We start from the raw sequence: 16,722 nt of genomic DNA, 5'->3' as shown, positions 1-16,722 counted from the left end.
CGTGGCGCAGGTGAAAGCGCTGACCAGCGACCAGGTGGTGGCCCTGACCACCACCGAGGCCGCGGCGCTGAGCACCGCGCAAGTGGCCGCGCTGTCGGCCACCGCCGTGGCCGCGCTGGAGACCGCCGACCTGGCCGCGCTCAAGACGGCGGCCATCGCCGCCCTGGGCACCGCGCAAGTGGCGGCCCTGACCACCACCCAGATCAACACCCTGGCCACCGCCACCCTGGCCGCCATCAGCAGCCAGGGCATCGGCGCGCTGACCACCGCCCAGATCGTGGCGCTGACCTCGCAACAGCTGGGCGCGCTGAGCACCGTGCAAGTGGGCGCGCTGAGCAGCAACAGCATCGGCGCCATCGAGACCGCCGACCTGGCTGGCCTGAGCACGGCCGCCATCGCCGCCCTGCGCAGCGCCCAGCTGGACGGCCTGACCACCAGCCAGGTGGCCGCGCTGAGCACCCAGCAGATCGCCGCGCTGAGCACCGCCGGCATCGCCTCGCTGGGCACCGACCAGATCGTCGCGCTGACCACCGCGCAAGCGTCGGCCCTGACCACCGCCCAAGTGGCGGCGCTGGGCACCAACGCGATCGCCGCCATCGAGACCGCCGACTTCGCCGCGCTGTCGAGCGCCGCCGTCACCGGCCTGACCGTCAACCAGATCAAGGCCCTGACCACCGGCCAGGTGGTGGCCCTGACCACCACCGAGGCGGCCGCGCTGAGCACCGCGCAGGTGGCCGCGCTGTCGACCAACGCGATTGCCGCGCTGGAAACCGCCGACCTGGCCGCGCTGAAGACCGCCGCCATCGCCGCCCTGAGCACCGCGCAAGTGGTGGCGCTGGGCACCACCCAGATCAACACCCTGGCCACCGCCTCGCTGGCCGCCATCAGCACGGCCGGCATCGCCGCGCTGGGCACCGCGCAAGTGGTGGCGCTGACCTCGCAGCAATTGTCGGCACTGGGCACCGCGCAAGTGGCTGCCCTGAGCAGCAACAGCATCGGCGCCATCGAGACCGCCGACCTGGCCGGCCTGAGCACCGCTGCCGTGGCCTCGCTGCGCAGCAACCAGCTGGAAGGCCTGACCACCGGCCAGGTGGGCGCGCTGTCGACCACGCAAGTGGCGGCCCTGAGCACCGCCGGCCTCGCCTCGTTCAGCACCGACCAGATCGTTGCACTGACCACCGCGCAGGCGGCCGCCCTGACCACCGCCCAAGTGGCGGCCCTGGGCACCGCCGCGATTGCCGCCATCGAGACCGCCGACTTCGCCGCGCTGTCGACCGCGGCGGTGACCGGCCTGACCGTCAACCAGATCAAGGCCCTGACCACCGGCCAGGTGGTGGCCCTGACCACCACCGAGGCCGCCGCGCTGAGCACCGCACAAGTGGCCGCGCTGTCGACCGCCGCCATCGCCGCGCTGGAGACGGCCGACCTGTCGGCGTTCAAGACCGCGTCGATCGCCGCGCTGACCACCGCGCAGGTGGCGGCCCTGAGCACCACCCAGATCAACACCTTGGCGACCGCCTCGCTGGGCGCCATCAGCACGGCCGGCATCGGCGCGCTGACCACCGACCAGGTGGTGGCGCTGACCTCGCAGCAGCTGGCCGCGCTGGGCACCGCCCAGGTGCTGGCGCTGAGCAGCAACAGCATCGGCGCCATCGAGACCGCCGACCTGGCCGGCCTGAGCACGGCCGCCATCGCGGCCCTGCGCAGCACCCAGCTGGACGGCCTGACCACCAGCCAGGTGGCCGCGCTGAGCACCCAGCAGATCGCCGCGCTGAGCACCGCCGGCATCGCCTCGCTCGGCACCGCCCAGATCGTCGCCTTGACCACCGCCCAAGCGGCGGCCCTGACGGCGGCGCAAGTGCTGGCGCTGGGCACCAGTGCCATCGCCGCCATCGAGACCGCCGACTTCGCGGCCTTGTCGAGCGCCGCCGTGACCGGCCTGACCGTCAACCAGATCAAGGCCCTGACCACCGGCCAGGTGGTGGCGCTGACCACCACCGAGGCGGCCGCGCTGAGCACCGCGCAGGTGGCCGCGCTGTCGACCGACGCCATCGCCGCGCTGGAGACGGCCGACCTCTCGGCGTTCAAGACCGCGTCCATCGCCGCGCTGACCACCGCGCAAGTGGCGGCCCTGAGCACCACCCAGATCAACACCCTGGCCACCGCCTCGCTGGGCGCCATCAGCACGGCCGGCATCGCCGCGCTGACCACCAACCAGATCGTCGCGCTGACCTCGCAGCAGCTGGCCGCCCTGACCGCCGCGCAAGTCGGCGCGCTGAGCAGCAACAGCATCGGCGCCATCGAGACCGCCGACCTGGCCGGCCTGAGCACGAACGCGATTGCCGCCCTGCGCAGCACCCAGCTGGACGGCTTGACCACCAGCCAGGTGGCCGCGCTGAGCACCCAGCAGATCGCCGCGCTGAGCACCGCCGGCATCGCCTCGCTGAGCACCGACCAGATCGTCGCGCTGACCACCGCGCAAGCGTCCGCCCTGACCACCGCGCAAGTGGCGGCCTTCGGCACGGCAGCGATCGCGGCCATCGAGACCGCCGACTTCGCCGCGCTGTCGAGCGCGGCGGTGACCGGCCTGACCGTCAACCAGATCAAGGCCCTGACCACCGGCCAGGTGGTGGCGCTGACCACCACCGAGGCGGCCGCGCTGAGCACCGCCCAGGTGGCCGCGCTGTCGACCGACGCCATCGCCGCGCTGGAGACGGCCGACCTGTCGGCGTTCAAGACCGCGTCCATCGCCGCGCTGACCACCGCGCAGGTGGCGGCCCTGAGCACCACCCAGATCAACACCCTGGCCACCGCCTCGCTGGGCGCCATCAGCACGGCCGGCGTCGCCGCGCTGACCACCAACCAGATCGTCGCGCTGATCTCGCAGCAGCTGGCGGCCCTGACCGCCGCGCAAGTGGGCGCGCTGGGCAGCAACAGCATCGGCGCCATCGAGACCGCCGATCTGGCGGGCCTGAGCACGGCAGCCATCGCGGCCCTGCGCAGCACCCAGCTGGACGGCCTGACCACCAGCCAGGTGGCCGCGCTGAGCACCACCCAGATCGCCGCGCTGAGCACCGCCGGCGTGGCCTCGCTCAGCACCGACCAGATCGTCGCGCTGACCACCGCGCAGGCGGCCGCCCTGACCACCGCGCAAGTGGCGGCGCTGGGCACCAACGCGATTGCCGCCATCGAGACCGCCGACTTCGCCGCGCTGTCGAGCACCGCCGTGACCGGCCTGACCGTCAACCAGATCAAGGCCCTGACCACCGGCCAGGTGGTTGCCCTCAGCACCGCCGAGGCGGCCGCGCTGACCACCCAGCAGGTGGCGGCCCTGACCACCAACGCGATTGCCGCGCTGGAGACGGCCGACCTGTCGGCGTTCAAGACCGCCTCGATCGCCGCGCTGAGCACCGCGCAGGTGGCGGCCCTGAGCACCACCCAGATCAATACCCTGGCCACCGCCGCGCTGGCGGCCATCAGCACGGCCGGCATCGCCGCGCTGGGCACCGAGCAGGTGGTGGCGCTGACCTCGGCGCAGATCGCCGCGCTGGGCACCGCGCAAGTGGTGGCCCTGAGCAGCAACAGCATCGGCGCGATTGAGACCGCCGACCTGGCCGGCCTCGGCGCCAGCCAGGTGGCCGCGCTGCGCAGCAACCAGCTGGCCGGCCTGAGCACCACGCAAGTGGCCGCCCTGTCGACCGCGCAGGTGGCCGCCCTGAGCACCGCCGGCATCGCCTCGCTCAACACCGCCCAGATCGTGGCGCTGACCACCGCGCAGGCGGCCGCGCTGGGCACGGCGCAAGTGGCCGCGCTGGGCACCACCGCGATCGCGGCGCTGGAAACCGCCGACTTCGCGGCGCTGTCGAGCACCGCCGTCACCGGCCTGACCGTCAACCAGATCAAGGCCCTGACCACCGACCAGGTGGTGGCGCTGACCACCGCCGAGGCGGCCGCGCTGACCACCCAGCAGGTGGCGGCCCTGACCACCGCCGCCATCGGCGCGCTGGAGACGGCCGACCTGGCCGCGCTCAAGACCCAGTCCATCGCCGCGCTGAGCACCGCGCAGGTGGCGGCCCTGGGCACCACCCAGATCAACACCCTGGCCACCGCCGCGCTGGCGGCCATCAGCACGGCCGGCATCGCCGCGCTGGGCACCGCGCAAGTGGTGGCGCTGAGCTCGGCGCAGATCGCCAGCTTCGGCACCGCGCAAGTGGTGGCCCTGAGCAGCAACAGCATCGGCGCGATTGAAACCGCCGACCTGGCCGGCCTCAGCACCGCCAACGTGGCGGCGCTGCGCACCCACCAGATCGCCGCGCTGGAAACCGAGCAGGTGGCCGTGCTGTCGACCGCGCAAGTGGCCGCCCTCACCACCGCCGGCATCGCCGCGCTCAGCACCAACCAGGTGGTGGCGCTGACCACCACCCAGGCCGGCGTGCTGAGCGCTTCGCAAGCCGCCGCCCTGAGCACCAACAGTGTCGCCGCGCTGGAGACCGCCGACTTCGCCGCGCTGTCGACCGCCGCCGCGGCCGCGCTGACGGTGAACCAGGTCAAGGCGCTGACCAGCAACCAGGTGGTGGCGCTGACCACCGCCCAGGCGGCCGCGCTGTCGACCACGCAAGTGGCGGCGTTGAGCGCCGGCTCGGTGGCCGCGCTGGAAACCGCCGACCTGGCCGCGCTCAAATCGCAGGCCGTGGCCGCGCTGAGCACCACCCAGGTCGCCGCGCTGAGCACGCTGCAAATCAACACCCTGGGCACCGCCACCCTGGCCGCCATCAGCAGCGCCGGCATCGCCGCGCTGAGCTCGGACCAGGTGGTGGCGCTGACCTCGGCCCAGCTGGGCGCGCTGTCCACCGGCCAGATCGTGGCGCTGCGCAGCAACAGCATCGCCGCGATTGAGACGGCCGACCTCGCCGGCCTGAGCACGCTGGACATCGGCCTGCTGCGCACCCAGCAGCTGGCCGGCTTCGGCACCGCCCAGGTGGCGGCGCTGTCGACCGCGCAGGTGGCGGCCATCGCCACCGCCGGCATCGCCGGCCTGAGCACCGACCAGATCGTGGCCCTGACCACGGCCCAGGCGGCGGCGCTGACGGCCACCCAGGCCGCGGCCCTGACCACCAATGGCGTGGTGGCGCTGGAAACCGCCGACCTGGCGGCGCTGTCGACCGCCGCGCTGGCGGCCCTGAGCGCCAACCAGATCAAGGCCCTCGGCACCAACCAGATCGTGGCGCTGACCACCGCCGAGGCCTCGGCCCTGAGCACCCAGCAGGTGGCGGCGCTGACCCTGAACGCGGTGGGCGCGCTGGAAACCGCCGACCTGGCGGCCATCAAGACGCAGGCCATCGCCATCCTGAGCACGGCCCAGGTCGGCGCCCTGAGCACCGCCCAGGTCGGCAGCCTGGGCACCACCACCCTGGCCGCCCTGAGCACCGGCAGCATCGGCGCGCTGAGCACCGACCAGGTGGTGGCGCTGTCGTCCAGCCAGCTGTCCTCGCTGAGCACGCAGCAGGTGGTGGCGCTGTCGACCAACAGCATCGGCGCCATCGAGACCGCCGACCTCGGCGGCCTGACCACCAACGACATGGCCGCCCTGCGCACCGCGCAGCTGGCCGGCCTGTCGCTGAACCAGGTGGCGGCGCTGTCGACCGGCCAGGTGGCGGCGCTGGGCACGGCCGCGTTCGCGGTCGGCCTGAGCACCGCCCAGATCGGCGCCCTGACCACGGCGCAGGCGGCCTCGCTGTCGACCACGCAAGTGGCGGCGCTGTCGACCCGCAACCTGGTGGCCCTGTCCACCGCCGCGGTGGCGGCGCTGACCGTGAGCGAGGTGGGCGCGCTGAGCACCACCCATCTGTCCGTGCTGACCTCGGCGCAGGGCGTGGGCCTGACCTCGGCCCAGGTGGCGGCCCTCAGCACCCAGCAGGTACAGGCGCTGTCGACCAACGCCCTGGCCGCGCTGGAAACCGCCGACCTGGTGGCGATCACCACCAACGGCATCCGCGCCCTGTCGTCGCGCCAGCTGCGCGCGCTGACCACCGGCGAGATCGTGTCGCTGACCACCACCCAGATCCACGCGCTGACCACGCAGCAGATCCACGCGCTGACCACCGACCAGCGCCAGGGCATGACCGCCAACCAGATCAACGCGCTGATCTCGCTGACCCCGATCGCGCTCGACCTGAACGGCGACGGCATCCAGACCAGTTCGCTGGCGAACGGCGTGCAGTTCGACCTGGGCGCCACCGGCACCAAGCTCAACACCGGCTGGCTGGCCGGCGGCGACGGCTTCCTGGCGCTGGACCGCAACGGCGACGGCGTGATCAACGACGGCGGCGAACTGTTCGGCTCGGGCACCACCCTGGCCAACGGCCAGCGCGCGGCCGACGGTTATATCGCCATGGCCGAACTGGACACCAACGGCGACGGCACCATCGACGCCAAGGATGGCAAGTTCGCCGAACTGCGCGTGTGGGTCGACGGCAACGCGGACGGCGTCAGCCAGGCCGGCGAGCTGAAGTCGCTGGCCGACCTCGGCATCACCAAGCTCAACCTCGACGTCAAGGATGGCCTGACCGGCAACAACGGCAACACCATCGGCGCCACCTCGACCTACGAGACCGCCGATGGCGCCAGCCACGCGGCGGCCGACGTCTGGTTCGCCGTGTCGCCGGCGCAACAGCAGCTGAGCAGCAACGTCAGCGGCCTGTCGCAGGCGCTGGCGTCGTTCAGCCACGGCGCGGCGGTGAACACCCCCGCCAAGCTGGAGGTGCCGGGCCAGGGCGTGGGCGGCAGCGTGGCCCAGCTGGCCGCGGCGCTGAACCAGTTCGACGCCGAGACCAAGCCGACCCTGAACGGCGGCCAGGCGGCCACCGATGAGCTCAAGCTGAAGGCGCTGCATGGCGGCGCGGCCCAGGGCTACCTCGCGGTGCCCGGCAAGTAAGCGGCGGGAGTAGCAGGCGAACGGCAGAGCAAACGCTCTGCCGTTTGTGTCTCTGGAGTTGCATTTTGGAAAATATGGCCCGCTTTTTGCATTGCCACACGTAAACAAAAAAACTTAATGCGCTGAAGAAAAAGGTCGCTTTACACGTTCAGGCCAGCCAGCCTCCGCAGATTCTTGCGGCTGATTAACTGAAGCTATGTGTTACTTCGCGGCGATTTAAATGTTAACCACAGGAAAAATCATGCCTGGCTCATCCTAAAGTTGCCGCAAAGATTGACGTTAAGAACTAAAGCGCGCGGTTTTCGTACGCGCCGATCTGCAAGAAACACCGGAACACCCAATTCAAGCTGGAGCCGCAGGGAAGCATCCCGTGGGCTCCATCATCTGTCCGTATAGAACCGTGTAGTGCCCCAAGGAGAATGGAAAATGAGCCTCGTAACTAGTTTTAGTACCGCACAGATCGCAGCCTTGCCGACCGCAAGCATTGCAGCTCTCGCAACTGCCGATCTGGTTGCGCTCAATTCCGCCCAGACCCAGGCCTTCACGACCGACCAGATCGGCGCGCTGACCACCACCCACATCGCGGTGCTGACCACCAAACAGCTGAGCAACGGCCTGACCACGGACCAGATCGTTGCGCTGTCGGCCAGCCAGGTGGGTGTGTTCAGCTCGGCGCAGATCAACGCGCTCTCGACCACCAACCTGGTGGCGATTGAAACCGGTGACTTTGCTTCCCTGAAAACCAGCGCCATTGCCGGCCTCAGCACCGCCCAGCTGGGCGCCCTGACCACCGATCAGGTGGTGGCCCTGAGCAGCCAGCAAGCCGCCGCCCTGAGCAGCACCCAGGTGGGCAGCCTGAGCACCAACGCCATCGTGGCGATCGAGACCGGCGACTTCGTCGCCCTGAAAACCAATGCGATCGGCGGCCTGAACACCGCGCAAGTCAAAGCCCTGACCACCGACCAGGTCAGCGTGATGACCACCGGCCAGGTCAGCTCGCTGAGCACCAACGCCATCGCCAGCGGCCTGACCACCGACCAGGTGGTGGCGCTGAGCTCGGCCCAGCTGGCCACCCTGAGCAGCGCCCAGTTCGGCGCGCTGTCGACCACCAACGTCGCGGCCATCGAGACCGCCGACCTGGTGGCGCTGAAAACCAATGTGATCGCCGCGCTGAAAACCGCGCAGCTGGCGGCCCTGACCACCGACCAGGTGGCCAACCTGACCACCGGCCAGATCGCCGCCCTGACCACCGCCAACATGGCCAGCCTGAGCACCGACCAGGTGGTGGCGCTGTCGGCCACCCAGGCCGGCGTGCTGACCTCGGCGCAAGTGGCGGCCCTCGGCACCAGCGCCGTGGCCGCGATTGAGACCGCCGACCTGGCCGTGCTGAAGACCAACGTCATCGCCGCCCTGACCACCAACCAGACCAAGGCCCTGACCACCGACCAGGTGGTGGCCCTGTCGAGCCAGCAAGTCGGCGCGCTGTCGAGCCAGCAGGTCGCCGCCCTCAGCAGCACCGCCGTGGCCGCCATCGAGACGGGCGACATCGGCGCGCTTAAAACCAGCGCCATCGCCGCCCTGACCACCCAGCAGACCGCCGCCCTGACCACCGACCAGGTGGCCGCCCTGAGCACCGCGCAAGTGGCCTCGCTGAGCACCGCCAACCTGGCTTCGGGCCTGACCACCGACCAGGTGGTGGCGCTGTCGTCCAACCAGCTGGGCGCGCTGAGCACCACGCAATTCGGCGCGCTGTCGACCAGCGCCATCGCCGCGATTGCCACCGCCGATATCGTCGGCCTGAAAACCAATATCATCGCCTCGCTGAAAACCGCGCAACTGGCGGCCCTGACCACCGACCAGGTGTCCAACCTGACCACCGGCCAGATCGCCGCCCTGAGCACCGGCAGCATGGCCGCCCTGAGCACCGACCAGGTGGTGTCGCTGTCGTCCACCCAGGCCGGCGTGCTGACCTCGGCGCAAGTGGGCGCCCTCGGCACCAACGCCGTGGCCGCGATCGAGACGGCCGACCTGGCCGCGCTGAAAACCAACGTCATCGCCGCCCTGAGCACCAATCAGACCAAGGCCCTGACCACCGACCAGGTGGTGGCCCTGTCGAGCCAGCAGATCGGTTCGCTGTCGAGCCAGCAGGTCGCCGCGCTGAGCAGCACCGCCATCGCCGCCATCGAGACGGCCGACATCGGCGCGCTGAAAACCAGCGCCATCGCCGCCCTGACCACGCAGCAGACGGCCGCCCTGACCACCGACCAGATCACCGTGCTGAGCACCGCGCAGGTGGCCTCGCTGAGCACCGCCGACCTGGCCTCGGGCCTGACCACCGACCAGGTGGTGGCAATGACCTCGAACCAGCTGGGCGCGCTGAGCACCGCGCAGTTCTCCGCGCTGTCGACCGGCGCCATCGCCGCCATCGAGACCGCCGACATCGTCGGCCTGAAAACCAACATCATCGCCGCGCTGAAATCGTCGCAGCTGGCCGCGCTGACCACCGACCAGGTCTCCAACCTGACTACCGGCCAGATCGCCGCCCTGAGCACCGCCAGCGTGGGCGGCCTGAGCACCGACCAGATCGTGGCGCTGTCGTCCACCCAGGCCGGCGTGCTGACCTCGGCGCAAGTGGCCGCGCTGAGCACCAACGCCGTGGCCGCGATTGAAACCGCCGACCTGGCCGCGCTGAAAACCAACGTCATCGCCGCGCTGACCACCAACCAGACCAAGGCCCTGACCACCGACCAGGTGGTGGCCCTGTCGAGCCAGCAGGTAGGCGCGCTGTCGAGCCAGCAGGTTGCCGCCCTGACCAGCACCGCCGTGGCCGCGATCGAGACGGCCGACATCGGCGCCCTGAAAACCAATGTGATCGCCGCGCTGACCACCCAGCAGACCGCCGCCCTGACCACCGACCAGATCACCGTGCTGAGCACCAGCCAGATCGCGTCGCTGAGCACCGCCAACCTGGCCAACGGCCTGACCACCGACCAGGTGGTGGCGCTGTCGTCCAACCAGCTGGGCGCGTTGAGCACCGCGCAATTCTCGGCCCTGTCCACCACCGCCGTGGCGGCCATCGGCACCGCCGACATCGGCGGGCTGAAAACCTCGATCATCGCCTCGCTGAAAACCAGCCAGCTGGCCGCGCTGACCACCGACCAACTGGGCGCCCTGAGCACCCAGCAAGTGACCGCGCTGACCACCGGCAGCATCGCCGGCCTGACCACCGACCAGGTGGTGGCCCTGTCGTCGAACCAGTTCGGCGCCCTGAGCAGCGCGCAAATCGCCGCCTTCAGCACCAACGACATCGCCGCGATTGAAACGTCCGACATCGGCGCGCTGAAGACCTCGGCCATCGCTTCGCTGACCACCAGCCAGACCAAGGCCCTGACCACCGACCAGGTGGTGGCCCTGTCGAGCCAGCAGATCGGTTCGCTGTCGAGCCAGCAGGTTGCCGCCCTGAGCAGCACCGCCATCGCCGCGATTGAAACCGCCGACATCGGCGCGCTGAAAACCTCGGCCATCGCCGCCCTGACCACGCAGCAGAGCGCCGCGCTGACCACCGACCAGATCACCGTGCTGAGCACCGCGCAAGTGGCTTCGCTGAGCACCGCCAACCTGGCCAGCGGCCTGACCACCGACCAGGTGGTGGCCCTGTCGTCGAACCAGCTGGGCGCCCTGAGCACCTCGCAGTTCAACGCGCTGTCGACCACCGCCGTGGCCGCCATCGAGACCGCCGACATCGTCGGTCTGAAGACCAACATCATCGCGGTCCTGAAAACCGGCCAGCTGGCCGCGCTGACCACCGACCAGCTGGGCGCCCTGAGCACCAACCAGGTGGCCGCGCTGACCACCGGCAGCATCGCCGCCCTGACCACGGATCAAGTGGTGGCCCTGTCGTCGAACCAGTTCGGCGCCCTGAGCAGCGCGCAGATCGCCGCCTTCAGCACCAACGACATCGCCGCGATTGAAACGTCCGACATCGGCGCGCTGAAGACCTCGGCCATCGCTTCGCTGACCACCAGCCAGACCAAGGCCCTGACCACCGACCAGGTGGTGGCCCTGAACAGCCAGCAGATCGGTTCGCTGTCGAGCCAGCAAGTCGCCGCGCTGAGCAGCACCGCCATCGCCGCGATTGAAACCGCCGACATCGGCGCGCTGAAAACCTCGGCTATCGCCGCGCTGACCACGCAGCAGACAGCAGCGCTGACCACCGACCAGATCACCGTGCTGAGCACCGCGCAAGTGGCCTCGCTGAGCACCGCCAACCTGGCCAGCGGCCTGACCACCGACCAGGTGGTGGCGCTGTCGTCGAACCAACTGGGCGCGCTGAGCACCGCGCAATTCAACGCGCTGTCGACCACCGCCGTGGCCGCCATCGAGACCGCCGACATCGTCGGTCTGAAGACCAACATCATCGCGGTCCTGAAAACCGGCCAGCTGGCCGCGCTGACCACCGACCAGTTGGGCGCCCTGAGCACCAACCAGGTGGCCGCGCTGACCACCGGCAGCATCGCCGCCCTGACCACCGACCAGGTGGTGGCCCTGTCGTCGAACCAGTTCGGCGCCCTGAGCAGCGCGCAGATCGCCGCCTTCAGCACCAACGACATCGCCGCGATTGAAACGTCCGATATCGGCGCGCTGAAAACCTCGGCCATCGCTTCGCTGACCACCAGCCAGACCAAGGCCCTGACCACCGACCAGGTGGTGGCCCTGAACAGCCAGCAGATCGGTTCGCTGTCGAGCCAGCAAGTCGCCGCGCTGAGCAGCACCGCCATCGCCGCGATTGAAACCGCCGACATCGGCGCGCTGAAAACCTCGGCCATCGCCGCGCTGACCACGCAGCAGACCGCCGCGTTGACCACCGACCAGATCACCGTGCTGAGCACCGCGCAAGTGGCCTCGCTGAGCACCGCCAACCTGGCTTCGGGCCTGACCACCGACCAAGTGGTGGCGCTGTCGTCGAATCAGTTGGGCGCGCTGAGCACCGCGCAGTTCAACGCGCTGTCGACCACCGCCGTGGCCGCCATCGAGACCGCCGACATCGTGGGTCTGAAAACCTCCATCATCGCGGTCCTGAAAACCGGCCAGCTGGCCGCGCTGACCACCGACCAACTGGGCGCCCTGAGCACCAACCAGGTCGCCGCGCTGACCACTGGCAGCATCGCCGCCCTGACCACCGACCAGGTGGTGGCTCTGTCGTCGAACCAGTTCGGCGCCCTGAGCAGCGCGCAAATCGCCGCCTTCAGCACCAACGACATCGCCGCGATTGAAACGTCCGACATCGGCGCGCTGAAGACCTCGGCCATCGCTTCGCTGACCACCAGCCAGACCAAGGCCCTGACCACCGACCAGGTGGTGGCCCTGAACAGCCAGCAGATCGGTTCGCTGTCGAGCCAGCAAGTCGCCGCGCTGAGCAGCACCGCCATCGCCGCGATTGAAACCGCCGACATCGGCGCGCTGAAAACCTCGGCCATCGCCGCGCTGACCACGCAGCAGACCGCCGCGTTGACCACCGACCAGATCACCGTGCTGAGCACCGCGCAAGTGGCCTCGCTGAGCACCACCGCGCTGGCCTCGGGCCTGACCACCGACCAGGTGGTGGCCCTGTCGTCGAACCAGCTGGGCGCGCTGAGCACCGCGCAGTTCAACGCGCTGTCGACCACCGCCGTGGCCGCCATCGAGACCGCCGACATCGTGGGTCTGAAAACCTCCATCATCGCGGTCCTGAAAACCGGCCAGCTGGCCGCGCTGACCACCGACCAACTGGGCGCCCTGAGCACCCAGCAAGTCACCGCGCTGACCACCGGCAGCATCGCCGCGCTGACCACGGATCAAGTGGTGGCCCTGTCGTCGAACCAGTTCGGCGCCCTGAGCAGCGCGCAGATCGCCGCCTTCAGCACTAACGACATCGCCGCGATTGAAACGGCCGACGTCGGCGCGCTGAAAACCAACGCCATCGCCGCGCTGACCACCAACCAGACCAAGGCCCTGACCACCGACCAGGTGGTGGCCCTGTCGAGCCAGCAGATCGGTTCGCTGTCGAGCCAGCAAGTCGCCGCCCTGAGCAGCACCGCGATTGCCGCGATTGAAACCGCCGACATCGGCGCGCTGAAAACCTCGGCCATCGCCGCCCTGACCACGCAGCAGACCGCCGCGTTGACCACCGACCAGATCACCGTGCTGAGCACCGCGCAAGTGGCCTCGCTGAGCACCACCGCGCTGGCCTCGGGCCTGACCACCGACCAGGTGGTGGCGCTGTCGTCGAATCAGTTGGGCGCGCTGAGCACCGCGCAGTTCAACGCGCTGTCGACCACCGCCGTGGCCGCCATCGAGACCGCCGACATCGTGGGTCTGAAAACCTCCATCATCGCGGTCCTGAAAACCGGCCAGCTGGCCGCGCTGACCACCGACCAACTGGGCGCCCTGAGCACCCAGCAAGTCACCGCGCTGACCACCGGCAGCATCGCCGCGCTGACCACGGATCAAGTGGTGGCCCTGTCGTCGAACCAGTTCGGCGCCCTGAGCAGCGCGCAGATCGCCGCCTTCAGCACCAACGACATCGCCGCGATTGAAACGGCCGACGTCGGCGCGCTGAAAACCAACGCCATCGCCGCGCTGACCACCAACCAGACCAAGGCCCTGACCACCGACCAGGTGGTGGCCCTGTCGAGCCAGCAGATCGGTTCGCTGTCGAGCCAGCAAGTCGCCGCCCTGAGCAGCACCGCGATTGCCGCGATTGAAACCGCCGACATCGGCGCGTTGAAAACCAATGCGATCGCCGCGCTGACCACGCAGCAGAGCGCCGCGCTGACCACCGACCAGATCACCGTGCTGAGCACCGCGCAAGTGGCCTCGCTGAGCACCGCCAACCTGGCCAGCGGCCTGACCACCGACCAGGTGGTGGCCCTGTCGTCGAACCAGTTGGGCGCGCTGAGCACCGCGCAGTTCAACGCGCTGTCGACCACCGCCGTGGCCGCCATCGAGACCGCCGACATCGGCGGCCTGAAAACCTCGATCATCGCGGCCCTGAAGACCGGCCAGCTGGCCGCCCTGACCACCGACCAGTTGGGCGCCTTGAGCACCCAGCAAGTTGGCGCGCTGACCACCGGCAGCATCGCCGCCCTGACCACGGATCAAGTGGTGGCTCTGTCGTCGAACCAGTTCGGCGCCCTGAGCAGCGCGCAGATCGCCGCCTTCAGCACCAACGACATCGCCGCGATTGAAACGGCCGACGTCGGCGGCCTGAAGACCAGCGCCATCGCCGCGCTGACCACCAGCCAGGCCAAGGCCCTGACCACCGACCAGGTGGTGGCCCTGTCGAGCCAGCAGATCGGTACGCTGTCGAGCCAGCAAGTCGCCGCCCTGAGCAGCGGTGCCATCGCCGCGATCGAGACGGCCGACATCGGCGCGCTGAAAACCTCGGCCATCGCCGCCCTGAGCACCCAGCAAGTGGCGGCCTTGAGCACCGACCAGGTGACCGTGCTGAGCACCGCGCAAATCGCCTCGCTGAGCACCACCGCGCTGGCCTCGGGCCTGACCACCGACCAGGTGGTGGCGCTGACCTCGAACCAGCTGGGCGCGCTGAGCACCACGCAGTTCAACGCGCTGTCGACCACCGCCGTGGCCGCCATCGCCACGGCCGACATCGGCGGCCTGAAAACCTCGATCATCGCGTCGCTGAAGACCGGCCAGCTGGCCGCGCTGACCACCGACCAGCTGGGCGCGCTGAGCACCCTGCAAGTCACGGCGCTGACCACCGGCAGCATCGCCGCGCTGAGCACCGATCAGGTGGTGGCGCTGTCGTCCAACCAGGTTGCCACCCTGAGCTCGGCGCAAGTGTCGGCCTTCAGCACCAACGACATCGCCGCGATTGAAACGGCGGACGTGGGCGCGCTGAAGACCAGCGCCATCGCCGGCCTGACCACCAACCAGACCAACGCCCTGACCACCGACCAGGTGGTGGCGCTGAGCTCGACCCAGATCGGCGCCCTGAGCAGCACCCAGGTGGCCGGCCTGAGCACCGCCGCCACGGCGGCGATCGAGACCGCCGACATCGGCGCGCTGAAAACCTCGGCCATCGCCGCCCTGCGCACCGCGCAGCTGGCTGCCCTGACCACCGACCAGGTTGGCGTGCTGAGCACCGCGCAGATCGGCTCGCTGAGCACCGCCGCGCTGGCCTCCGGCCTGACCACCGACCAGGTGGTGGCGCTGTCGTCGAACCAGTTGGGCGCGCTGAGCACCGCCCAGGTCAACGCGCTGTCGACCACCTCGGTGGCCGCGATTGAAACGGCCGACATCGGCGCGCTGAAAACCAGCATCATCGCCACGCTGAAGACCGCGCAGATCGCCGCCCTGACCACCGACCAGGTGGCGGCCCTGAGCACCGCGCAGATCGGCGCCCTGACCACCGCCTCGCTGGCCAGCGCGCTGAGCACCAACCAGATCGTGGCGCTGACCACCACCCAGGTTGGCGTGCTGAGCTCGTCGCAAGTGGCGGCGCTGTCGACCAACTCGATCGCCGCGCTGAGCACCGAGGACGTGACCGTGCTGAAGACCTCGGCCATCGGCGCCCTGCAGACCGCCCAAGCGGCGGCCCTGACGACCGATCAGATCGTGGCGCTGTCGAGCAACCAGGTGGCTGCACTGTCGAGCAACCAGGTCAAGGCGCTGTCGACCACCCAGCTGGTCGCCATCGAGACCGCCGACTTCGTCGGTCTGAAGACGGCCGCGATCGCAGCCCTGAGCACGGCCCAGATCACCTCGCTGACCACCGACCAGATCCACTCGATGACCAGCTCCCAGGTGTGCGCCATCACCACCGCGCAAGTGCCGGGCCTGACCACCGACCAGATCAACGCGCTGCCTTCGCCACTGGGTACGCCGATCGTGCTGGACCTGAACAACGACGGCATCACCACCCTGGGTCTGTCGGCTGGCGTCAACTTTGACGTCAACGCCACCGGCAGCAAGGTCAACACCGGCTGGGTGGGTGGCGGCGACGGCCTGCTGGCCCTGGATCGCAACGGCGACGGTACGATCAACGATGGCAGCGAACTGTTCGGTTCGGGCACCACGCTGAGCACCGGCGGCAAGGCCACCAACGGCTACACCGCGCTGGCGGAACTGGACAGCAACGGCGACGGCACCATCGACGCCAAGGACAGCGCCTTCGGCAACCTGCGTGTCTGGGTCGACGGCAACGCCGACGGCGTCAGCCAGGCGGACGAGCTGAGATCGCTGGGCGACCTGGGCATCACCAAGCTGAATCTGGACGCCAAGCAGAACGTGTCGGCCAACAACGGCAATTTCGTCGGCATCACCTCGACCTTCGAGACCGCCGACGGCGCCAGCCACACCGCCGCCGACGTCTGGTTCGCCCAGGGCACGACCAGCAGCGTGAGCAGCTCGGTCAGCAACCTGTCGAGCGCGCTGTCGAGCTTCAACGCCCAGGCCGCCGCCGCGACCGAGAACGCGACCAAGCTGGAACTGCCGAGCGCCACCAACGCCTCGGTGGCCGCCCTGGCCAGCGCCATCGGCAGCTACGACAACACCCAGCTGACCGCCGCCAGCAACCAGGCCGCGACCGAAGACAGCCAGCGCCTGAAAGCGCTGTTCGGTGGCAACCACAGCACCGGCATCCTGGCTGCCAAGTAAGCAGCGCGTTGATTGACGCCAGAACGGCAAGGCCTTTGGGCCTTGCCGTTTTTTTTTTTGAGCGGTGAAACAGCAGGGTAAACGGGCTTGTGTTTCTACAACAGAAAAGGCGGCGTGAAACGTTGTGCTGG

Annotated in this window: 2 protein-coding genes; both read left to right on the top strand. The window is 69.5% G+C overall.

Annotated features, from left to right (window positions below; translation table 11 throughout):
• The first annotated feature begins 10 nt into the window (after nucleotides 1-10).
• Entirely contained in the window at nucleotides 11-6,934 is a 6,924-nt protein-coding gene (locus FHW83_RS24390; RefSeq protein ID WP_373997262.1) for a heme utilization protein, read from the top strand.
• A 426-nt stretch (nucleotides 6,935-7,360) separates the two neighbouring features.
• Nucleotides 7,361-16,591, top strand: a complete 9,231-nt coding sequence (locus FHW83_RS24385; RefSeq protein ID WP_176648895.1) for an S-layer family protein — start codon at nucleotides 7,361-7,363, stop codon at nucleotides 16,589-16,591.
• The last annotated feature ends 131 nt before the right edge of the window (nucleotides 16,592-16,722 follow it).

Origin of the sequence: Duganella sp. SG902 (genome assembly GCF_013376005.1) — a bacterium.
Lineage (GTDB): Bacteria > Pseudomonadota > Gammaproteobacteria > Burkholderiales > Burkholderiaceae_D > Rugamonas.
The sequence above is the reverse complement of the archived record's forward strand: the minus strand, read 5'-3'. Positions and strand labels throughout refer to the sequence as shown.